The organism is Salinibacterium sp. SWN139, assembly GCF_015864625.1.
Lineage (GTDB): Bacteria > Actinomycetota > Actinomycetes > Actinomycetales > Microbacteriaceae > Rhodoglobus.
On the sequence record NZ_JADYWV010000002.1, the window covers coordinates 157,685 to 178,317 of the forward strand.

A 20,633-nucleotide genomic window follows, 5' to 3' on the forward strand; every position below is an offset into this window, starting at 1 on the left:
GGCTCAAGTATTGTCACAGTAACGCTTATGAAGGGACCTCATCATGGCCGCCGACCAGCTCGTTGTCGACACCGATCTGCTTCGTACCACTGCCTCTCAGGTCAGCCGGGTGCGAGACACTTTTGAAGGTGCGGCGCGAGACATCGATGACGTCGCCGCGGCGGTCGGGCACGCCGGTCTCGCCAATAAGGTGCGTGGTTTTGTGAACAACTGGGACTTCCGCCGTAGTGAGCTGGTTGAGCAGCTCGAAACCATTCGGAACAACATGATTGAGGTAGCGGATGGCTTTGAGTCGGCCGACTGTGAACTGGGCAACGCCCTTACTGATCCGCAGCCTAGTTCCGCGAGCAGCGGTGCGGGTCGGGTCAACCGGGGGATGGTGTGATGCGGCCGTCTGATTGGGCACCGGTCGGTTTCGATCACGACCCGGTTCCGGGCGATCCAACAGTGGTGAGTTCGGCCGCGACGGATTATTCGACGATCGCTACCACCCTCGAGAATGCGGCAACCAACCTTCGCGGCATCGCAGGCGCGGACGAGTGCGTTAGCGAGGCGGTCGCTGCCATCATGGAGCAGGCCGAGGAAGTTGCGGCGAGGCTCGATAAAGCTCAGACGCGGTACGAGGGAGTAGCGGCGGCGCTGAGCATTTATGCGGTACCGCTGAGCGAGGCCCAAACCTGGTCGGTCGATGCTCTGGATGCTGCCGTGGTTGCGCGATCGGCGACTAACGCATCCGTGGAAGACGCTGAATTTTATGAAGCTCGGCTTCGTGAGCCTGATTTATCGCCGGAGCTGGAGTCGCACTACGAACAGCGCCGGACCGAAGTGTATGCGGAACTCCAATCGCACGATGGTGCACTTGAGGCTGCGATTGCGAGACTCCAACACGCGATCGAGCACCGAGATTCTGCTGCCTCTACCGCGTCATCCTCCATCCATGACGTCGAGGAGAGCAGCGGCCTGAACGACTCGTTTTGGGACAACACCGTTCAGTTCATTGAAGAGAATAAGGACACAATCGATTTGATTGTGAACATTATCGGCTGGGTGGCAACGATCGCAATGATTGTCGCGATTGCCATTCCTGGCCTCAACGTGATCGTGGGGACATTTCTCCTCATTGCCGCTGGAGTCCAGGCGCTCAACGCCGTCTTGCAAGGTCTTGCAGGGACGATGTCGCCGGCGGAATCGATTATGAACATTGCTTTCGCAGCGCTTACTTTCGTTGGTGCAGGCGTCGTTGGCAAATTGGCAGCGAAAACGATGACATCGACTCAGGCTACGGTGGGCACTGCCTACCGTACGAGTTACGCCGGAAGCGGCATAAAAGGTATGACTCAGTCTCGAGCGCTGGATTATGTCGATTCCATTGCGAACGTCAGTCACGTCAAGGGTCTCACTTGGGGAATGCGCCTACTAAACGCTGGGGGAGATTTCCGCGAGGTCGTGAAGATTCAATCGATGGCGAATATTCAATTGCTCTCCGGGGCTAACGCCACCGGTGCGGCAAGTGGCCTTATTCACCTGAGTAAGGTGTCCGGTGTATTTACTTTGATCGGTACAGCCGGCCAAGTATTCGGTATTCCGCAACGCCTCGGGAACGCGATCGGAGACGTTTCATGACGGGTAGGAAGAAAACAGCAGGATCTACAAACAATCGAGAGCGCAACGGGCTCGGTTCCCTTCGCGGGCTCAATATTTTTCTTGCCGTTGCGGGGACCGCAACCGCAATAGGAGTGCTTGCTTTGCTGGCTGGGGTGGTCCGCAGCTCCTCGGTCTGGCCCACTGAGGGTTTTGCCGAATGCGCAGGCGAAGTAGCGTGCGTCTTGGGAGTGAGTCTGTCCCAGGCCTGGCCGTTGTGGCTCGGAGGATTCTGGGTTCTGTTCCTCGTGCTGGTTGTGGTGGCGAGCGCACGAATGCCGGGGCCCCAAGGATCCGCGGCTCGTATTCAGAAGAGTCTGGTGGGTCAGCGCACCGCGCAGGGACAGCGCATCGGTCATGTTGCGGGCTGGGCACTGTTCATCTCGTCGCTTGTTTTTATGTTGACTCTCGTGCTCGTCCCCTTGGGTGCTGGAGTTGTTGCCCTTGCGACCTGGTCGAAGAACCGAATCTCGCAGTGCTCAGACGACCGGCTCTGCGTCGTCTCGGCCATTCCTGAAAACGTGCTGCCGGTGTGGATTGCGTTCGCCTGGATCGTTGTCATTGCGGCGGCGTTGGCGGTGTGTTGGCACCCGTCTCGGTGGTGGATGCCGGACGCGCAGCCGCGACGTGGGCTTACGGTCCGTGTTGACACGAGTCCGCTGTGGATCGGCGGGCATGCTGTCGTGGCTGCTTTCATCTGTGCCGCGCTGTCCTTGGGAGTTCATCAGCGCGGAAACGATGTGTATGCGCCAGAGTATTTGTGGGCGACCCTTGCCGCGGCGACGGTAGCTGTTGTCGCAAACTATCGGCATCGCAAATTGGTCGGCACGGTTCCTTTGCATATAAAAGAGTCCTTCTTTCTCACCGCAAGTTCCCCTGCAGCGGCTTTTAGCCCCGAGTGGCGCGCCAAACAACGCGAATTGCATCCTCGAAAGAAAGATGGCACCAATGATGGCTGAAAAGCTGGGAGCGTGAGCGATGGTACTGGCGCAGCATCGGGCCTCCACATGCCGTTCCGGGGTGCATTGCCTCGTCGCGGTCGGAGGTACAGAAGGTGAACGCTCGGGCACGAGGGGTTTCTCAACGACGAATTCCGAAGGAATTACGTTTTCTCAAGAAGTATTTGGTTTTCGTGTCGATTCTGGCCGCAATAGTGGGCATCGGGAGCGTGGCGCGAGCCTTGTACGTCTCACAAGTGTGGCCGGCTAAACGCATCGCGGAATGTGCGGGAGATTTCGGCTGTGTAGCGGAAACAATCGCGCGTGACGGTGTGCCGGTGTGGACAGGGGCGCTGTGGTTTCTTCTCATCTCCGTGATCATCGTTGGAGGGCTCGTTACGCGGCCACCTGCGGATGCCGTAATTCCAGCACAGCGCAACGAATCATTACGCACTTCGGCGGATCAACGAATCGCTTTGTCGTGGGATGGATCCTTGTCGCTTCGAGCGGCGGTTTTTCGTGTTGCTCACCGGAGTTCCGCTCGCGGCCAGCGTCGTTGCGCTCGCTACATGGTCCGACGCAGAGATCGATCGGTGCGAAGTAGATCGCGCATGCGTGCTCTCTACTCTCTCGGAGAATGCTTTGCCGGTCTGGTTCGCGGTCGCGTGTCGCTCATCCGAGGTTTCACCTCACCATTCTGGATTCGCACGCACGCGATGGTAGTAGGCGTGACTTCTGTAAGCTGCTCGCTCGGCGTGGTCTCGCGGAAGAACGATGTTTATGCGCTCGAGTATCTGTGGGCGGCGCTGGCGGCAGGAACCGTTGCGGCGATCGCGACCATAAGCATTCGAATTCACAAATTAGGTGGCACTCCGGAATGGAACGTAACGCGATGACAGAACTCATGCCATCAGCTGACGAGGGAGCCACCACGAACGCTCTGCCTCGATTGGCGGCGCCGGGAATCGCAGTGCTTCTGCCTCCGGGGTGGGTCGTGCTGCACATGGATGAGGGCGCCTCTGACGAGGTGAAGAGCATCGTGACTCACGTCATGAAGACTGTCGTACCCGATAAACGGGATCTCGCACGGGCACGACTGATCTCCACAGCACTCGCGACGGGGATCCACACCGCTGCAACCACCTTCATACACGTTGTTGCGGCAATAGGGGCTATGAACAGTCTTGTCTTGCCGGCCGCAACACTGATTCCGCAAGTCGAGTCAGCCTTCGAGCCCTCGGGCTGGCGGTGGGGCGACAATTGGTAGGGAAGAAGAAGCTCCCCTCGCATTTAGCGCAGCAACGTAGATTTAGCATGCGTGTGAAGATGTTTCTGGTGTTCTGTGGCGTATTCGTTGGCAGCCTCTTCGTCTGGGGGATGGCCAACGAATTCGTACGTCTAGGGATATGGCCTACCGCACTGATTGATGCTTGCGATGAAAGCCTCGTCTGCATCGCGGAGACGGTGGGCACCAAAGCGGTACCGATCTGGACCGGGTCCTTATGGCTGCTCGGCGTCGCCGCCGTGCTTGTCGTGGGGTTCAAAAAGGGAGCATCTTCTGGCTCCAAGAGAACGGTGGCGCAGCTCAACGCGCCCATGAAGACACCTGATGATCAGCGCATCGCTCTTGCTGTCGGACGAACGCTCATGGTATCCACCATCGGATTCTCTACCCTTCTTCTCCTGGTCCCTGCTGTCGCCGGGCTGGTGGCGGCAGCAACGTGGTCGCAAGCAGACATCAGTCGCTGTAATGCCGATGAGTTGTGCGCGATCTCCCTGCTGCCCTCCAACGCATTGCCCGTGTGGGTAGCGTTTGCATGGGCGACGGTGATCTTGGTGTCGCTCTTAATTTGCTGGAAGCCGGCGCGGTGGTGGGTTGCGCCGGGTCGAGGTAAAAAGCGACCTCGGGTGTTCCCTTACACATCACCGTTCTGGATCCGGTACCACGCCATCGCATTGGTTCTCGTAGCTGCACGGTGCAGTCTAGGAATTGTGTGGCGCGATAACAGTGTGACCGCTCTCGAGTATTTGTGGGTCGTTGTATTGGGCGCGACGATGATTGCGTTCAGCACGCTCAACATTGGTTTGCGTGGGCTTCAGGGGCCTGCGGAGTGGCCGTCTAGGAAAACCCCATGACCCGCCCAGTCCGCGGAAGGACCACGATGAGTCCCGCAATGCGCAGCGTGAAAAATCCCATTGGTTCCCTGCAGGTAGGCCTCTCTTGACTACGCGGCGATCAGGTTTGGATCGAAGTATTCGCAACAGCCGCAGGACGTTCTACGCTGTCGCGGCGGTTATTATTATCGCTGGAAGCAGTGCGACCGTGTGGTCTATCTTGCGGGGAATCGCGCTCGCCTCCCTATGGCCATCCGAGCAGCTTCAAGGCTGCGGAAGTGACTTGGGCTGCGCGGTGTCGGCAGTTGCAGCTGACGGTGTCTTGGTCTGGCGTAGTTCGTTGTGGCTCATCGCCATCATCGCCATCATCGTGATCGGGCTCGTGAGTAGGCGTTTGCCGATGCCCGCAGATGGGCTAAAAGTGGTGCACAAACGAAAGGTTGCGTCGAAAGGTAGCCGCGATCAGAAGATTGCTTTCGTGGTCGGTTGGACGCTTGTCGTGTCAACCTTCACTTTCATATTCGGCCTGTTCTTCGTGCCGCCAATCATGGCTCTTGTGGCGTTGTTCTCGTGGCCGCAGGCGCGTATCGACAACTGCGATGAAGACCCGCTCTGCGTGATCTCGATCTTGGATAAAAACGCGCTCCCTGTCTGGGGGGCGTTCTTGTGGGTTGTGATTGTTGTTGCGGCGATGGTGATTTGCTGGAAACCTGCGCGATGGTGGTCACCTCCCACTAGCGAAGCTCGACGTGCCAAAGTGCGGCCGTACACGTCGCCGTTCTGGATTCGAACTTACGCGATAATCATGGGACTCGTTGCCCTGCTCTCCATCACCGGGCTAGACACGGACCTCGACGATGTCTACTCGCTGGAGTATGTGTGGGTGGTGTTAGCAGCCGCCACGATCGTGGCTATGACGATGGTTAACCTTCGCATCCATGGTGTGAAGGGGCCGGGGGAATGGTGATGGCTTCGACGACACGGTTTGCGTTAGCGGGCATCAGCGGCGTGCAGTCCTTGGGCACGCCAGCCTCCCGCACTCAGTGGTCGAGCGTGACGGAGTCGTCTCTTGTTCGGAGCGCGAAGCAGCGCGGGCTGCACCCCGGGATTAGGGGTGGCCACGATGGCCGGTAGTAAGACGCTAGCTCCGCCGGCGAACGGTCAAAAGGCTCGCAACCTCGGCGGTGGCCGGTGAAAGTCGAACGCCCTCCGCTCAGCGCGCTCAGAAAATTCCTACGTGAGCATCTCGGATTCATCTTGCTTGGCGTCGCAGGGGCGATCGGGCTGCCGTTTGCAGCAGCGGGCCTTGCGCAGTCCTTAGTGAGGGAAGGGTATTGGCCAGTCACGGGTATTGCTGGTTGTGAGGGTGACCTCGGGTGTAGTGCGTCTGTGGTGCTGACTGATGGAGCACTGGTATTGATCGGGGGGTTGTGGGGGCTGGCCATCGCAGCTGTCTTGCTCTTGAACGTCGTTTTTCCTCCTCCGAAGGACCAGATGAGGAGTGTCGAGAGGGTGAGTGCGCAGGCGAGAACTGCGAGGGGGCAACGCATCGCGTTGAGAGTGGGGCGCGTGCTCGTTTTTTGCGCGGTCAGTTTTACAATTGTGTTATTGGCCGGATCTGCAATCGGCAGGATTATCGCGAGGGTGACGTGGCCAGAGCGCGAAATAGAGCGGTGCGAGGAAGCTGTTGCATGTGTAGTGTCGATCCTCCCGCACAACGCATTGCCTGTCTGGTTCGCCTTCGGCTGGCTCGCTATCGTGATCGCAGCGACGGTGATTTGTTGGAAACCAGTCCGTTGGTGGGCACCTAGTTCTGCCGATGAGTCTCGCGCTCGGGGACAGTTCTATACTTCTCCGTTTTGGATAGCCAGACACGCGAACACTGTGGCAGTGGTATCTGTAATTTGCTTATTCGGAGTTTTCGATCGAGGGCAGCCAATTTTGGCCCTCGAATACATCTGGGTGATTCTCGCCGCTTTCACACTTTTCGCTGTCGCCACGCTGAGTAAACGCATTCATCGAGTTCATGGTCCCAGCGAGTGGATCCTGCGGTGAAGGCTGAGGGGGCCTCTGTCGCGGTAGCCGGGGCGAGCAGAGCAAGAAACGTTTCGCGGCGGGAACGGTTGAGGCGTCTCGGTGGTAACGACACCAGAGAGGCTCCGATTCAGTTGGTGGCTAGTATTCAGCTGCTCTCGAGTGCGATCGCCGCTGACGTAATAGGTGGACTGCGAACGTTGGGCGTTGTTTCGGCCGCGTTTACCTACGCAGAACTGTTGGACCTCTTGTTGAAGGGCGTCGACGAATTGCAGAACAGCGCCGCGACCTCGCGATGACGAGCGCCAAGGGAGTGTCAAACACTGCGAAGAGCAGCGATCTTCCGTTTAGCATTGGCGCGCTCCGAGCGATTTGGGCGATTCTCATAGTCGCTTGGATAGCGATTGGAGTGAGGATGATCGCTGGCTTGTGGAGTGTAATTCGACATTCTTCGGCATGGCCAGCCGAAGATTTTGCTGCCTGTGCAGGCGATGTAATTTGCTTGGTTAGTGTGAGTTTCTCCGCCGGCGGGCTTTTGTGGGTTGGTGGTCTTTGGGCTGTCGCCATCCTTGTAGCTTTTATTGCAAATTCACGGATACCGAAACCCGAAGAATCAGCAGCAAGAGTGCGGAAGAGCCTAGCTAAGCAACACACCAAGAAAGGACAGCGTATAGGGCACGTCGTGGGATGGGCACTTATGGCCTCCTCTCTGGCTTCCCTGTTCATGCTCATGCTCGTGCCGGTGGGGGCTGGAATTCTCGCCTGGACAACGTGGCCGCAGACCCGAATCTCTGAGTGCCTCGATGAACCGATGTGCGTCGTATCGACCATCCCGGATGCTGTCCTGCCCGTTTGGGTCGCGTTTGGGTGGATCGTTGCCATCGCCGTCGTGATGGCTGTGTGCTGGCACCCCTCTCGCTGGTGGATGCCCCACGCTCAAGCCCGCCGCACAGTTAGAGTTCGCGTCTACACGAGTCCGTTCTGGATTGGAGGGCACGCCGCCGTCGCTGCGTTCATCTGCTTCTTGTTGTCATCCGGCCTCGACCCGCGTGTCGACGTTGGTGATGCTCCAGAGTATTTGTGGGCAGCCCTCGTAGCGGCGACGTTAGCCGCGGTCGCTCATAACCGTCATCGCAGGCTCGTTGGCTCGGTTCCTGGCGATATAAAGGAATCCTTTCTATTGACGGCTAGCTCTCCCGCTGCGTTATTTAGCCCTCAGTGGCGCGCTAAACAAAGCGAATTGCATCCTCGAAAGAAAGATGGCCCCAATGACGGCTGAGGAAACTGGGTGTGCGCTCGATGGTGCGGGTGCAGCTCCCGGTCGCGGTGGCGTATCGCTCTTCCAACGTTTTAGCTCACCATTGTGGGTTCGTAGGCACGATATGGCAATGACGGTAATCTCGGTGTAATGCTCACTAAGTGTCGTTTCGCGCGATAACGATATTTACGCGCTCGAGTACCTGTGGGTGGCGCTAGCCGCAGGAACCATTGCGGCGATCGCGACAATAAGCATCCGAATTCACAAATTAGGCGGCACTCCGGAATGGAACGTAACGCGATGACAGAACTCACGCCATCAGCTGACGATAGAGGCGCCACGAACGCTCCGCCTCGATCGGTTGCGCCGGGGATCGCAGCGCTTCTGCCTCCGGGGTGGGTCGTGCTGCACATGGATGCGCGCGCCTCTGACGAGGTGAAGAGCATCGTGACTCACGTCATGCAGACCGTCACGCCCGATAAACGTGACATCGCACGTGCGCGACTGAGGGCGATGCTGCAAAATCTTGTGGCAAAGTCTCAAGACTCGGGCGTGTGGGAAGTGTGGTTGCCGATTAGCGAGACTGCGGGCATCCATATCCCTGCGTCTGTGGCGGTTGCTCCGCTGCCGAAACAGCCGGCTGCCGGCGCGACGATGCACGACACGCTGCTGTCGCTGTCGGCGGCTTCCGCGGGATCCCGTGCTGTCACGGTAGGTGGGGTCTTGGCAGTACGCGTGGTAGCCGATCGCCTCGCGCAATACGACGAGACGGGCGAGCTCACTGCTCCCGCAACCCGGTTAGTCAACTACATCGTCAGCCCCACTGCACCTGGGCAGCCGTGGATAACCTTCACTGCGAGTCTCTTTGTCCCTGGAACTTCCGACTCCGCCGAGATCGTCGAAGCCCTTGAGTTTCTCTGTGACGCTCTGATGTCGAGTGTCTCGTTCTCACCGAAGGAGCCCACCGAATGAGCGTTTTCGTCCGATACCCCGACGACTGGGTCGGCGTGCCTCCCTTCGGGCCGCTCGCGGAATACAGCACGCCTCAGGTGTGGGCACAGGCTTTGGTCGACGAGGTCGTAGAGATCGCGCGAGTAAAACTCTCACGAGACGAATCGGAAGCCTTGGTCGGCGCGCTTTCTCTGATTGCAACCGATACTGCTAAGCGAGGAGTGCAAGCCAGCTACATCTTCTTGGAGTCCTTCAACGGCCCCGTGCACTACGTCGAGGGGGAGATGATCCCACGGTCCGCAGTAGGCGACGCTCCTGTTGAGGAGATAGCGGGAAGCCGCGACCCCGATGCCATTCGCGAACCCACGCTCACCGAGTTTGTGACGACCTCGGGACTGCGGGGTGTGCTCGGCGTGCGTCACGCGCCGTTCGACGAAGAAGCCTCTCACATCATCACATTGCGGGCTACGTACGCGTTCGAAGTCGATGGCGGGTTCTTTGTGCTGCGAAATGCGACGACAGACTTGGTCGGATTTGAACGTTTTCGCGAGAATTTCTCCGAGCTCGCTGCTACTGTTTCTGAAGAATAGTCACACGTGGGGAGTTCTACCCATGTGCAATTTTGGAGGCAGTCAGTACTGTCTAAATGGGGTTGAGGTCAACTGGCCCACCACACACGTGAACTGAGGAGTAGCTATGGCGAACATGAACGTAACTTATTCAGAAATGACGGATGCTGCGGGTCGTCTGATCTCCGGAAAAGATGAGCTCATCACGAAGCTGACTGAGCTTCAGACTCTCGTCAACGGTCTCGTAGAGAGCGGCTTCGTCACTGACTCTGCTTCTGGAGCATTTCAAGTCTCGTACGAAACTTTCACGCAGGGAACCACTCAGGCTGTCACAGGTCTGGACGGCATGAGCACGTTCCTCACCACCGCCGCTGACCAGCTTTCGCAGGTCGACACCGAGCTGGGAAACGCAATCCGCGGATAGCCCTTCACGAGGCGCTCTGAGATGTGAGGCCGCAACGGTTGTTCCGTTGCGGTCCTCTTATTGCCTCCTGCTGAGACGTTCGATTGCATGCATGCATGCATGCATGCATGAGTGCGTGCGTGAGCAACATCTGGCTTAAGGACTGCAAAGGAAAGGAACGCCATGGCGGATCTCGAGATCGACTTTGCCAAGTTGACTGAACTGCAGTCGACAATGGCCACGGTGCAGACAGAGTTCGGTCTGGCGGAAGCGTTCAGCGAAGCTGTCGCAGACCTGTGCGGCCATGATGGTCTGGCCGGCACAGTAAAAGATTTTGGTTCGCAATGGAACCTGCGCCGCGCAGAACTCATCACGGAACTCAGCCAGATCGCAGACGCCGTTCACAGCGTGCACGACACGATGAAAGAACTTGACCAGTCGCTGTCCGAGACCGTCGAGTCGTATCGGTCGCCGGCGGCGCTGCGTGCCTATCGTTCAGAGCCGCTGCCCACGCCCATTCCGACCCCCGCACCTCCACTCATGAATGCCTCACGCAATGGAGGGGTCTGATGTCTGCTCTTCGCGCCCTCCCGGGTGACCCGACCGCTCTCGCCTCGTATGGAAAGCGGTACTTGACCATCGCCGACGCGATCACAGACACCACCCTGAGGCTCAACAACTTCGCTTCGGATGTCGCTGGCGTTGGCGAGGCCGTGACGGCACTGTCCGAACGTTCGTCGAGCGCTGCAGCGCGACTTGCCAGAGCTCAGCCACGTTATGGTGCGACCGCGCAGGCGATCTCGGTCTACGCAGTAAGCCTGCGCGATGCGCAAGATGCCGCTAGCGGTGCCATTGAACGGGCCGACGCTGCCGCGGCTGAACTCCCGTACTACGAGACTCTCCGCTCAGATCTTTCTGATCGACTCTACGGACCTCAGACGGGCACGGAGTTCGATCACGTCTCGGCGCAGCTACGTCAAGCTCAGAGCCACGTGGACGAGCTGGACGCGAGCGTGGCGGATGCTCGCGCAGCCTACGAACGTGCGGTTAACTATCGTGACGAAGCTGCCCGTTTGGCGATCGCGGCGATTGAGCCCGCGCTCGAAGCGATGAATGACACACTGCGCGATCAGGTGAACTCGTGGGTCGAATCGCTCCCGGGAGGTGAGAGCCTTCTCGGTCAGTGGCTGACCGACGTTCTGGCCGGGGTGCTTGAGCCGTTGCAGGCGCTCGTAATTGCAGTGGCGGAGCTCACGATCTGGGTGAATACCGTTGTCTCCCTGTTCTGGGAGATCATGTCCAACCTTCCACCCGAAAAGGCGCTGTTGCAGGTGCTGCTGCCGGGAGTTGTGCTGGCTCACGCAGCCGGGCTCTCTGCATTGTTAGCGATCCGCCTCTCCAACGAGGAGCGTCGCCCCACGCCAGAGATGGTGCGGCTACCGCCGCAGGATCAGAAGCCAGCGCGCGACTATGAAGATCTCATGACGCGTAACGCAGAGTTGGACACCAAGGGGAAGGCGGGCTTTACATTTGTCGAAGTCGTCGAGGTCCTCGACGAGCACGGAAACCGTCTCGGGTGGCGTGTTTTATTACCGAGCACTCAGGATTGGCAAGAAGCCAATGGTGCATTTGAGGGGGTATGGAAGCCTCAAGGTGATCAGGGCGCGATGAATGATCTCGATTCGAATCTCTCGTTGATGCTCGCTCCGAGCCAGCAAGCGGCCTACGAGCGCGCGGTAACTCAGGCGATGATGGACGCGGGTGTGCTTCCGGGCGATCCGGTAATGATGAGCGGATGGAGCCAGGGCGGCATTCTGGCAGGAAAAATGGCAGCAGACCCGCTGAGCCCGTTCAACATTCAAGCCGTTTTCGCGTCAGGCTCTCCGATCGATCTGATGGACATTCCCGAGAGCGTTTCCGTTATATCTGTGCAGCACGATGGCGATCTTGTTCCAGCTTTGGACTCGCCTTCGTCGGGAGGCACGCAGCGACCACATTGGGTGACCGTAAGCACGGATGCTCCCATCGACCCCGCCACCGGACAACCAGTGTTTGCGCATAGCTCCTCGGCTTATACGGGGTCGGCCGATGCGATGGTCGACAGCAGCAGCGACCCGCGGGTGTTAGCTCAGAAACAAGAACAGGCAATGTTCTTCTCCGAATACGAGCGCGTTTTTATCTACGAGGGGTCGGAGTGATGACGGTTCATCAGCGAACAAGTGGTGTCGCGAGGCGAATGCGCCTGAGCGCTGCCGCTCTCGTCACCGTTCTGACGGTAGTGCTGCTTACGGCCTGTGGGTTGATTTACACAGGGCCATCGGAAGAGGAACAAAACGATGATGTGCGTACTGCGCTGATGGAGGCGGTCCCGACGATAGATGGTGTCATTGGCGGCACTTACTACGATGGCCCCAGGCAGGCGTACTCGGTCAAAATATATGTCGTGGAGTTGACCGACGAGGGTCTATCTCACGTCGTTGACCAAGCGCTCGAGGCGGTGTGGCAATCGTTGTCGTTTCAGCCCGCCGTTGTCGCACTGATCGTTGCGGAAGGCCCGATGCCGCCGAACGCATCGGAGGCGGCGGGCGACGGAGTCGAGCTGGGGTCTGTGATCAGTGAGCTTGACTTGCGTGGCGTCAGAGAGCCGCTCGAGAGTTTGTTGGTGTCGGCATCGACGCTCGAGGCCCGCTACGGCGAGTGGACGGGACCCAATGATGGTTGATCTTCAGCTGCCCCACACGCCTTTACCCGAGTTGAAGTTCGCCCTGCCAGGGGAGTGGTGGCAGGTGCCGCTGCACGATGAAGAGTCGGCGCGAGCATCCATTCGCCGGCTCATCGATGCGCGAGTAGGGCGCGCAGATGAACACACGCTGTTGCGAGACGGCATGCGACGTCAGCTTTTCGATGGACTCGAGGCTGCTATTAGGGGCGACGGCCAGTCGATGACGGTCGCACTCGATGTGATCGAAGGCGTGCCGTTCTCGGCATCGTTCACGGTGTACCTTCCGCCGCTCGGCATGACGCCCGCCGTCGGAACGTTCCCTGCCGAAGTAATGCGCGTGCTGCAAGCAGGGCTCGAGGCGATGCCGGACCAGCACCCCGAGACCATGATTCGTTTCGCAGCGACAGGCTCAGAGGCACTTCGCACTCACCACATTCGGCAGGTCGCCGCCGCAGGCGAAAGTGATGCCGGCGACGCATTGCCGACGCTTGTGGCGCAGTACTGGCTAACAATTCCCGAGACGAAGCGCGTCATGCTCGTTGTCTTCTCGACCGTATTCGTCGATCTCGAACAGGTCATGCTCAACTTCTTCGACTCCATCGTGCGGGCCTCCCATTGGGAGTGATCTGAAGATCAGCCGGTAGCTGACATCCACAACCCACATGAGTTAAGGTTGGCTTTTCTGGGCTTGTAGAGATGGGTGCGCGCGGATGACTGCTGCAGACGAGAATGAGTTCATCGTTCCGCCTCCCGGCATGGCCCCGAAGCGAGTCGAACAAGCACCGACGCCGCCTGCAGCGGTAGAAGAGAGCGGCGCCATAGTTCTTCCTCCGGGCCTCGTGGACTCGGGAACCTTCCGCATGCCGCCACGGAGGGAACCGGCTGCCGCCGCGCAAGCGGCAGAAATCCCCGTGTTCTTTCCCGTTACAGCACCGGGAATGCCGGTCGAGGAAGAAGTCAGCGCAACGTCGGCTAGTGCATCCGCTCCACTGGTTGAGCAGCACTACGCGCCGCCTCGCCTCGATGACGCTATTGCACTAGCGCCAGCACCTGCACCGGCCACGTCGACGAGCGGAGTTGACGACGCCATCGACGAAGAAACTCACTTCGCCAGCGGCGACAACAAGGCTCCTGCAACCCTGCTGTGGCGATTAACGCTTGCCGACGGAACGAAGATCGAGCTCGATTGCACGACTCTTTTCGGCCGGGACCCCGCTGCTAACGCGCAGTGGCCCAACGCGAGGCTGCTCCCGATCTCTGACCCCAGCAAATCGGTGTCGAAAACTCACGCCGCCCTGCAAGTGACGGCTGAAGGTGAAGTGCATGTGCACGACCTTCATTCGACGAATGGTGTCTACGTGATGGCGTCCGGTACGGGAGAAATTGCGGTGAGGCCCGGTTCGGCGCAGCTCCTCACTAGTGGCGCGCAGGTGCGCCTCGGTCAATTCGTGATCATCGTCGAGCGAAGTGAGACACTCCGCAGCGTGCCGGGGTCGCGCTAAACGCAGCCAACGATCCAACGCGGGCTGAGACCCCCGCTCGCACGCGCATCCATCTTTGTATCAAAACCGACATGGCTGCGCGGCGTAGACTAGAGAGATTGAGCCGCGCTCTTTGCGGCACGATCGTCGATTCGAAAGAGGTGCGCTATGGGCAAGACCCTGGCAGAAAAAGTGTGGGATGACCATCTGGTCGTCGCGGGTGCCGATGGCACTCCCGACCTCATCTACATCGACCTTCACCTTGTGCACGAAGTCACAAGCCCCCAAGCATTCGACGGACTGCGGATGGCCGGCCGCCCGGTTCGCCGCCCCGACCTCACGATCGCAACCGAAGACCACAACACCCCGACTCTCGCGATCCACAAGCCGATCGCTGACCTCACGAGTCGCACGCAGATCCAAACGCTGCGCAATAACGCCAAAGAGTTTGGAGTGCGCCTGCACTCGCTCGGCGACATCGAGCAGGGCATCGTTCACGTTGTCGGCCCGCAGCTCGGGCTGACAATGCCCGGCATCACCGTGGTCTGCGGCGACTCGCACACGAGCACCCACGGTGCCTTCGGTGCCATGGCATTCGGTATCGGCACGAGTGAAGTCGAGCACGTGCTCGCCACTCAAACTCTTCCGCTGAAAGCCTTCAAGACGATGGCGATCACCGTCGAGGGCGAGCTGCGCCCCGGCGTCACCGCGAAAGACATCATTCTTGCCGTCATCGCGCAGATTGGAACCGGCGGAGGCCAAGGTTACGTCCTCGAATTCCGCGGCAGCGCCATCCGCTCGCTCTCCATGGAGGGCCGCATGACGATCTGCAACATGTCGATCGAGGCTGGCGCTCGCGCCGGCATGATCGCGCCTGACCAGATCACCTACGACTACCTCAAGGGTCGCGCGCACGCTCCCGAAGGCGCCGACTGGGATGCCGCCGTTGAGTACTGGAACACCCTCGCCACCGACGATGATGCCGTCTTCGATGCCGAAGTCTTCCTCGATGCGAACACACTCGAGCCATTCGTCACGTGGGGAACTAACCCTGGCCAGGGCGTATCGCTCAGCGAGAACGTTCCCGTGCCCGCTGACATCGCCGACCCCAACGAGCGTGCGTCAGCCGAGCGTGCCCTCGAATATATGGCGCTTGACGCTGGCATGGCGATGAAAGATATTGCCGTGGATGCCGTCTTCATGGGCTCGTGCACCAACAGCCGCATTGAAGATTTGCGAGCATTCGCGTCGATCATCAAGGGGCGCAAGAAGTCTGATCACGTGCGCGTCATGGTCGTTCCCGGGTCTGCCCGCGTTCGTATCGAGGCTGAAGCCGAAGGCATCGACAAGATTGTGGAAGAGTTCGGCGCCGAATGGCGCTTTGCGGGATGCTCAATGTGTCTCGGCATGAATCCCGACCAACTGGCTCCGGGAGAGCGTTGCGCTTCCACTAGTAATCGCAACTTCGAAGGTCGCCAAGGCAAGGGAGGGCGCACCCATCTGGTGTCGCCCCTCGTTGCCGCCGCAACCGCCATCCGCGGAACGCTTTCCAGCCCCTGGGATTTGGAGAACAGCCCGCTGCCCGAGCAGCTCGTTTCAGCCAGCACCACCGCAGAGGAGTCGCGCTAATGGACAAGATTACGACTATCCGTGGCAACGCTGTTCCGCTCAAGCGCAGCAACGTCGATACCGACCAGATCATCCCCGCCGAGTTTCTCAAGCGAGTAACGAAAACCGGCTTCGAAGACGCTCTCTTCTTCCGCTGGCGCCAAGACCCTGACTTCATCCTTAACCGTGAACCTTATAGCCACGGCAAGATTCTCATCGCAGGCTCAGACTTCGGCACCGGCTCTAGTCGGGAGCACGCCGTGTGGGCGCTTCGTGACTTCGGCTTCCAAGCCGTTCTCAGCTCGCGTTTTGGCGACATTTTCCGCGGAAACTCGGGCAAGCAGGGGCTTCTCGCCGCGCAGCTCGCCGAAGAAGATATCGAGACCTTGTGGGCGCTCGTAGAAGCCGACCCCGAACTCGAAATCACCGTCGATCTTGAGACCCGTTCGGTGTCTGCCGGTTCAGCACAGTTCTCTTTCGAGATTGATGATTACACTAGGTGGCGTTTGCTCGAAGGGCTCGATGACATCGGTCTCACTCTGAGAAACGAATCAGATATCACGGAGTTCGAAGGGCACCGAGAAGCATGGCGCCCGACAACCTTGCCAGCGAAGTAGAGGTAACGATGAATCCATTGGCTCAAGACGCAACAGCGGCAGCCAAGCGATCCGGACTGCATTCCAACCAAATCGTCATTAATGGTGGAAAGCCTCTTCGTGGACGCATCAACGTTCGCGGCGCGAAGAACCTCGCGACAAAAGCCATGGTGGCAGCACTTCTCGCTGACACCCCGAGTGTGCTCAAAGACGTTCCGGCCATTAGCGATGTTGGTGTTGTTACCGGAATGCTTGAGGCCTATGGCGTCACTGTCACTGAGACGGGCGACGGCGAGCTGACCCTCGACCCCAAGAATGTGCTCAAGGCACACTTCGCCAAAATTGATGCGCTCGCGGGCTCTAGCCGCATCCCGATCCTCTTCTGCGGACCGTTGCTGCACCGCCTCGGCGAAGCGTTGATTCCTGACCTCGGTGGATGCCGCATTGGTGACCGCCCTATCGACTTCCACCTGGATGCACTGCGTGCCTTTGGTGCCGTCGTCGACAAGAGCTATGAAGGCATCCGTCTCACCGCTCCTGACGGCCTCCACGGCGCTGACATCGATCTGCCGTACCCGAGCGTGGGAGCAACCGAACAAGTGTTGCTCACCGCCGTTCTCGCCAAGGGCGTCACCGAGCTCAAGGGCGCGGCTATCGAGCCCGAGATCATGGATCTCATCGCCATCTTGCAAAAGATGGGCGCGATCATCAATGTCGAGCCCAACCGCGTCATCTTCATTGAGGGCGTCGAGAAGCTCACCGGCTACAACCACCGCGCACTCTTCGACCGCAATGAGGCCGCAAGCTGGGCATCGGCAGCTCTCGCCACCGGCGGAGACATCTTCGTTGAGGGTGCGCTGCAGCAGGAACTCATGACGTTCTTGAACATCTTCCGCAAGGTGGGCGGCGCGTTCGATATTGCTGAAGACGGCATCCGCTTCTGGCATCCCGGTGGTGCGCTCAAGCCCGTTGTCATTGAAACCGATGTGCACCCGGGTTTCATGACGGATTGGCAGCAGCCCCTGATCGTTGCGCTCACTCAGGCCGAGGGTCGTTCCGTGGTTCACGAGACGGTGTACGAGAACCGTTTGGGCTTCACCTCAGCGCTCGTTGAGATGGGTGCAAATATCGAAGTCTTCGAAGCAGGAATTGAGTCGGTCAGTCGCCGCGTTCCTCGTCGCCCTCTGGAGCAAGCTGCCGTCATTATTGGCCCGACGCCACTGCATGGTGCGGATGTTGAGATCCCTGACCTTCGCGGTGGTTTCAGTCACCTCATTGCAGCGTTGACCGCTGATGGTCAGTCGACTGTCAGCAACATCGGGATTATTGCGCGCGGTTACGAACACTTCATCGACAAGCTTGAATCACTCGGTGCCGACTTCGTCTACGAAGGATAAGTCGCCGGTGTCATCTGGCTCTAATGGCCCCCGACGCGTTAAGTCAGAGAAGACTGCCGCGTTCCGTGTGCTCGCATTCTTGTTGCTTCCCACGATGACCGTCTTGGCGAAATTTAAGTTGCATGACTCACACAATGTGCCCGCCGAGGGTGCGTTTGTGATCTCTCCCAATCACTACAGCAACATCGATCCTGTCGTGATTGGTGTTGCCATGTGGAAGATTGGGCGGATGCCGCGCTACATGGCAAAAGCATCGCTGTTCAAAGTCCCCGTAGCGGGATGGCTGTTGAAGAAATCGGGCCAGGTTCCGGTCGAACGTGTTCCGCGCGGCCGGGAGAGTGGCGACCCGTTGAAGGCCGCCCGTCAGATTGCTGATCAGGGGCTTGCTGTGGTGGTGTATCCGGAAGGTTCGCTAACGCGGGAGCCCGATATGTGGCCCATGCGAGGAAAGCACGGTGCTGTGCGCACCGCGCTCGAGGCCGGCATCCCGTTGATTCCGGCGGCGAGTTGGGGCGCCCAAGAAATTCTGCCCCGCTATTCAAAACGTATTAGTGTTTTTCCCCGAAAGACTGTTCACGTTCGTTTTGGTGAACCCCTAGATTTGTCTGAGTTCGAAGGCAGAAATCTGGATTCGCGATTGCTCGCTGAGGTAACGGAGAAACTCATGACTGCCATCACGTCGCTGCTCGAAGAAATTCGGGGAGAAACTGCTCCCGCTGCGCGGTACAACCCCGCAGACCATGGTCAGAGCGAGACCGGCCGATTCGAGAGCAAGTAACGTGCTGAGCGGTAGCGCCGGAGCGCCAGAAACCCCTCGTCGCGTCGCCGTTCTTGGCGCAGGCTCCTGGGGCACCACTTTCTCCAAGATTTTGGCCGACGGCGGCAACGATGTTGCGCTCTGGGCTCGCCGCCCCGAGTTGGCCCGCGAGATCACGCAATCCAAGCGCAATAGCGACTACCTTCCAGGCATCAACCTCCCGCGGTCGTTGTGGTCCAGCGACAAGCTGCATGAAGTTCTGGATGGCGCCGAGCAGGTGTACCTCTCGGTTCCGGCACAGTCGCTGCGGGAGAATCTGCGCATCGTGCGCGAACTCATCCCCGAAAACGCCATTATCGTCTCGCTCATGAAGGGTGTCGAAAAGGGCACCGGAGCGCGGATGAGCGAAGTGATTCTGCAAGAACTCGGCGTCGATCCGAATCGTGTTGCTGTGGCATCCGGCCCCAATCTGGCTCTGGAGATTGCCAAGGAGCAACCGACCGCAGCGGTTATGAGCAGCGCAAGCCTCGAAACCGCCACCGCCGTCGCGGTCACGGCCCGCAACCGCTACTTCCGTTCCTTCGTGAATACCGATGTCATCGGTACCGAATTCGGCGGAGTGCTCAAGAACCTCATCGCTGTGGCGATCGGAATCGTGGATGGTGTTGGCTACGGCGAGAACACCAAGGCGTCGATCATTACTCGAGGCCTCGCTGAGATGACAGACTTCTCCGTCGCCTTCGGCGCCCGACCCGAAACGCTCGCGGGGCTTGCAGGCCTGGGCGACCTCATCGCAACGTGCGAGTCATCGCTCTCGCGCAACAACACTGCCGGTCGACTTCTCGGCCAGGGCTACAGCTTCTCTGAAGTCATCAAGCAGATGAACCAGACCGCTGAAGGCCTTTCCTCGGTGGCACCTATCCTTGAGCTTGCCCTTTCCAAAGGCGTTGATATGCCCATCGCGAGCCAAGTAGCTGAAGTCTTGGCTGGCACGCTCGCCCCGCGCGATATCGCCCCACATTTGACCACAGACGACCTTCCTCAGGGGGAGTGAACGATGACGGCCCAGCCCACAACAACCGTGGTTTTGCTGTTCGGTGGTCGTTCTTCGGAACACAGCATTAGCTGCGCAACCGCCGGTGGCGTTCTTTCGGCGATCGACCGCGACAAGTACACGGTCATCCCGGTCGGCATCACACGCGAGGGTGCCTTCACTCTCCAACCCGACGACGCAGAGATGTTTCGGCTTAACCCCGACGCGATGCCCGAGGTGGTCGACAACGGCACGCGAGTGCACTGGCCGGAATCAGCTGCCACAAACGAGCTGACGATCACGGATGCCGATGGCACCACGCGCAGCCTCGGTGATGTTGATGTGGTGTTCCCCATCCTGCACGGCCCATTCGGTGAAGACGGAACAGTGCAGGGACTCATCGAGCTCACCGGTCTGCCGTATGTCGGCAACGGCGTGCTGGCGTCCGCTATGGGCATGAACAAGCACTTCACGAAGCTCGCCCTTGAGGCGGCTGGCGTTGCAGTGGCCCCCTGGGTGACGGTGTCGGCGCAGCAGTGGCAACGCACTCCGGATGTGTGGCGTCAGCGCGCATCCAGCCTCGGTTTCCCTGTCTTTGTAAAGCCTGCACGCGCAGGGTCCTCGGTCGGAGTGACCAAGGTCTCGAGCGCCGAAGAGCTAGATGCTGCTTTTGCGACCGCCTTTGCCGAAGACTCGACAGCGCTTGTTGAACAGGCGATGACGGGCCGCGAGATTGAGTGCGGCGTGCTCTCGGGCCGCGACGGTGGCGAAACTCGCGTGAGTGTCGCCGGCGAGATCGTGGTCACCGGCCGCGACTTCTACGATTTCGACGCCAAGTATCTCGACGTCTCTGCCGCCGAACTGATTTGCCCAGCACCTCTGCGAGATGGCGAACTGTGGCAAATGCAGCGCACCGCTGCGCGCGCCTTCGAATCCATCGGCGGAGCGGGGCTCGCCCGAGTCGACTTCTTCTTTGACGGCACCGAATTTGTGGTCAACGAAATCAATACGTTGCCTGGCTTTACACCGATCTCGATGTTCCCCAAGTGCTGGGCTGCAAGCGGCATGAGCTACCCCGAATTGATCAACGAACTCATCGAGATCGGGTTGGAAACCGTTCGCTAACGCGA

General features: G+C 59.3%; 22 protein-coding genes. All 22 read left to right on the forward strand.

Annotated features, from left to right (window positions below; translation table 11 throughout):
• Positions 1-43: 43 nt before the first annotated feature.
• Positions 44-385 carry a hypothetical protein gene (locus tag I6E74_RS05850; protein WP_197123908.1) on the forward strand — a complete coding sequence of 114 codons (342 nt, stop codon included), beginning with the start codon at positions 44-46 and terminating at the stop codon, positions 383-385.
• Positions 385-1,623, forward strand: a complete 1,239-nt coding sequence (locus I6E74_RS05855) for a hypothetical protein (protein ID WP_197123909.1) — start codon at positions 385-387, stop codon at positions 1,621-1,623. Before I6E74_RS05850 ends, I6E74_RS05855 begins: the two co-directional genes overlap by 1 nt.
• 209 nt (positions 1,624-1,832) lie before the next feature.
• Positions 1,833-2,600: a hypothetical protein gene (locus I6E74_RS05860; RefSeq protein WP_197123910.1), complete on the forward strand. Its 768-nt coding sequence runs from the start codon at positions 1,833-1,835 to the stop codon at positions 2,598-2,600.
• Positions 2,601-3,456: 856 nt separating this feature from the next.
• A complete protein-coding gene (locus I6E74_RS05865; protein WP_197123911.1) occupies positions 3,457-3,846 on the forward strand; it encodes a hypothetical protein in 390 nt (129 codons plus the stop codon).
• Positions 3,847-3,899: 53 nt separating this feature from the next.
• On the forward strand, positions 3,900-4,715 hold the full coding sequence (locus I6E74_RS05870) for a hypothetical protein (RefSeq protein WP_197123913.1): 816 nt from the start codon (positions 3,900-3,902) through the stop codon (positions 4,713-4,715).
• A 274-nt stretch (positions 4,716-4,989) separates the two neighbouring features.
• Positions 4,990-5,661, forward strand: a complete 672-nt coding sequence (locus tag I6E74_RS05875; protein ID WP_197123915.1) for a hypothetical protein — start codon at positions 4,990-4,992, stop codon at positions 5,659-5,661.
• A gap of 1,204 nt (positions 5,662-6,865) precedes the next feature.
• The gene (locus tag I6E74_RS05880; protein WP_197123917.1) at positions 6,866-7,027 is read left to right on the forward strand and encodes a hypothetical protein; all 162 of its coding nucleotides are present in this window, start codon (positions 6,866-6,868) and stop codon (positions 7,025-7,027) included.
• 398 nt (positions 7,028-7,425) lie between these two features.
• Positions 7,426-8,007: a hypothetical protein gene (locus I6E74_RS05885; protein ID WP_197123919.1), complete on the forward strand. Its 582-nt coding sequence runs from the start codon at positions 7,426-7,428 to the stop codon at positions 8,005-8,007.
• A gap of 279 nt (positions 8,008-8,286) precedes the next feature.
• A complete protein-coding gene (locus I6E74_RS05890; RefSeq protein WP_197123921.1) occupies positions 8,287-8,958 on the forward strand; it encodes a hypothetical protein in 672 nt (223 codons plus the stop codon).
• On the forward strand, positions 8,955-9,527 hold the full coding sequence (locus I6E74_RS05895; RefSeq protein ID WP_197123923.1) for a hypothetical protein: 573 nt from the start codon (positions 8,955-8,957) through the stop codon (positions 9,525-9,527). Before I6E74_RS05890 ends, I6E74_RS05895 begins: the two co-directional genes overlap by 4 nt.
• A 106-nt stretch (positions 9,528-9,633) precedes the next feature.
• A complete protein-coding gene (locus I6E74_RS05900; RefSeq protein WP_129071847.1) occupies positions 9,634-9,930 on the forward strand; it encodes a WXG100 family type VII secretion target in 297 nt (98 codons plus the stop codon).
• 162 nt (positions 9,931-10,092) lie between these two features.
• A complete protein-coding gene (locus tag I6E74_RS05905; protein ID WP_197123925.1) occupies positions 10,093-10,479 on the forward strand; it encodes a hypothetical protein in 387 nt (128 codons plus the stop codon).
• Entirely contained in the window at positions 10,479-12,107 is a 1,629-nt protein-coding gene (locus tag I6E74_RS05910) for a hypothetical protein (protein WP_197123927.1), read from the forward strand. Before I6E74_RS05905 ends, I6E74_RS05910 begins: the two co-directional genes overlap by 1 nt.
• 38 nt (positions 12,108-12,145) lie before the next feature.
• Positions 12,146-12,631 (forward strand): hypothetical protein, encoded by a 486-nt coding sequence (locus tag I6E74_RS05915; protein WP_197123929.1) that lies wholly within the window; start codon positions 12,146-12,148, stop codon positions 12,629-12,631.
• A complete protein-coding gene (locus I6E74_RS05920) occupies positions 12,621-13,256 on the forward strand; it encodes a hypothetical protein (RefSeq protein ID WP_197123931.1) in 636 nt (211 codons plus the stop codon). The genes I6E74_RS05915 and I6E74_RS05920 overlap by 11 nt, the downstream gene beginning before the upstream one ends.
• An 85-nt stretch (positions 13,257-13,341) precedes the next feature.
• The gene (locus tag I6E74_RS05925) at positions 13,342-14,133 is read left to right on the forward strand and encodes an FHA domain-containing protein (RefSeq protein WP_197123933.1); all 792 of its coding nucleotides are present in this window, start codon (positions 13,342-13,344) and stop codon (positions 14,131-14,133) included.
• A 147-nt stretch (positions 14,134-14,280) separates the two neighbouring features.
• Positions 14,281-15,741: a 3-isopropylmalate dehydratase large subunit gene (gene leuC / locus I6E74_RS05930; RefSeq protein ID WP_197123935.1), complete on the forward strand. Its 1,461-nt coding sequence runs from the start codon at positions 14,281-14,283 to the stop codon at positions 15,739-15,741.
• Positions 15,741-16,337, forward strand: coding sequence for a 3-isopropylmalate dehydratase small subunit (gene leuD / locus I6E74_RS05935; protein WP_197123937.1), 597 nt, complete (start codon positions 15,741-15,743; stop codon positions 16,335-16,337). The genes leuC and leuD overlap by 1 nt, the downstream gene beginning before the upstream one ends.
• An 8-nt stretch (positions 16,338-16,345) precedes the next feature.
• On the forward strand, positions 16,346-17,713 hold the full coding sequence (murA, locus tag I6E74_RS05940; RefSeq protein WP_197125193.1) for a UDP-N-acetylglucosamine 1-carboxyvinyltransferase: 1,368 nt from the start codon (positions 16,346-16,348) through the stop codon (positions 17,711-17,713).
• A 7-nt stretch (positions 17,714-17,720) separates the two neighbouring features.
• A complete protein-coding gene (locus I6E74_RS05945) occupies positions 17,721-18,491 on the forward strand; it encodes a lysophospholipid acyltransferase family protein (protein WP_307784395.1) in 771 nt (256 codons plus the stop codon).
• Between the two features lies 1 nt (position 18,492).
• A complete protein-coding gene (locus I6E74_RS05950) occupies positions 18,493-19,524 on the forward strand; it encodes an NAD(P)H-dependent glycerol-3-phosphate dehydrogenase (RefSeq protein ID WP_197123940.1) in 1,032 nt (343 codons plus the stop codon).
• Between the two features lie 3 nt (positions 19,525-19,527).
• The gene (locus I6E74_RS05955) at positions 19,528-20,628 is read left to right on the forward strand and encodes a D-alanine--D-alanine ligase family protein (protein ID WP_197123942.1); all 1,101 of its coding nucleotides are present in this window, start codon (positions 19,528-19,530) and stop codon (positions 20,626-20,628) included.
• Positions 20,629-20,633: the final 5 nt, after the last annotated feature.

What these genes read in the sequence shown, in the direction of transcription:
- murA (WP_197125193.1), top strand. Translation starts at nt 16,346, where the DNA reads ATGAATCCATTGGCTCAAGACGCAACAGCGGCAGCCAAGCGATCCGGA.
- I6E74_RS05855 (WP_197123909.1), top strand. Translation starts at nt 385, where the DNA reads ATGCGGCCGTCTGATTGGGCACCGGTCGGTTTCGATCACGACCCGGTT.
- I6E74_RS05885 (WP_197123919.1), top strand. Translation starts at nt 7,426, where the DNA reads ATGGCCTCCTCTCTGGCTTCCCTGTTCATGCTCATGCTCGTGCCGGTG.
- I6E74_RS05905 (WP_197123925.1), top strand. Translation starts at nt 10,093, where the DNA reads ATGGCGGATCTCGAGATCGACTTTGCCAAGTTGACTGAACTGCAGTCG.
- I6E74_RS05920 (WP_197123931.1), top strand. Translation starts at nt 12,621, where the DNA reads ATGATGGTTGATCTTCAGCTGCCCCACACGCCTTTACCCGAGTTGAAG.
- I6E74_RS05915 (WP_197123929.1), top strand. Translation starts at nt 12,146, where the DNA reads ATGCGCCTGAGCGCTGCCGCTCTCGTCACCGTTCTGACGGTAGTGCTG.
- I6E74_RS05925 (WP_197123933.1), top strand. Translation starts at nt 13,342, where the DNA reads ATGACTGCTGCAGACGAGAATGAGTTCATCGTTCCGCCTCCCGGCATG.
- I6E74_RS05900 (WP_129071847.1), top strand. Translation starts at nt 9,634, where the DNA reads ATGGCGAACATGAACGTAACTTATTCAGAAATGACGGATGCTGCGGGT.
- leuD (WP_197123937.1), top strand. Translation starts at nt 15,741, where the DNA reads ATGGACAAGATTACGACTATCCGTGGCAACGCTGTTCCGCTCAAGCGC.
- I6E74_RS05865 (WP_197123911.1), top strand. Translation starts at nt 3,457, where the DNA reads ATGGAACGTAACGCGATGACAGAACTCATGCCATCAGCTGACGAGGGA.
- I6E74_RS05895 (WP_197123923.1), top strand. Translation starts at nt 8,955, where the DNA reads ATGAGCGTTTTCGTCCGATACCCCGACGACTGGGTCGGCGTGCCTCCC.
- I6E74_RS05890 (WP_197123921.1), top strand. Translation starts at nt 8,287, where the DNA reads ATGACAGAACTCACGCCATCAGCTGACGATAGAGGCGCCACGAACGCT.
- leuC (WP_197123935.1), top strand. Translation starts at nt 14,281, where the DNA reads ATGGGCAAGACCCTGGCAGAAAAAGTGTGGGATGACCATCTGGTCGTC.
- I6E74_RS05850 (WP_197123908.1), top strand. Translation starts at nt 44, where the DNA reads ATGGCCGCCGACCAGCTCGTTGTCGACACCGATCTGCTTCGTACCACT.
- I6E74_RS05910 (WP_197123927.1), top strand. Translation starts at nt 10,479, where the DNA reads ATGTCTGCTCTTCGCGCCCTCCCGGGTGACCCGACCGCTCTCGCCTCG.
- I6E74_RS05955 (WP_197123942.1), top strand. Translation starts at nt 19,528, where the DNA reads ATGACGGCCCAGCCCACAACAACCGTGGTTTTGCTGTTCGGTGGTCGT.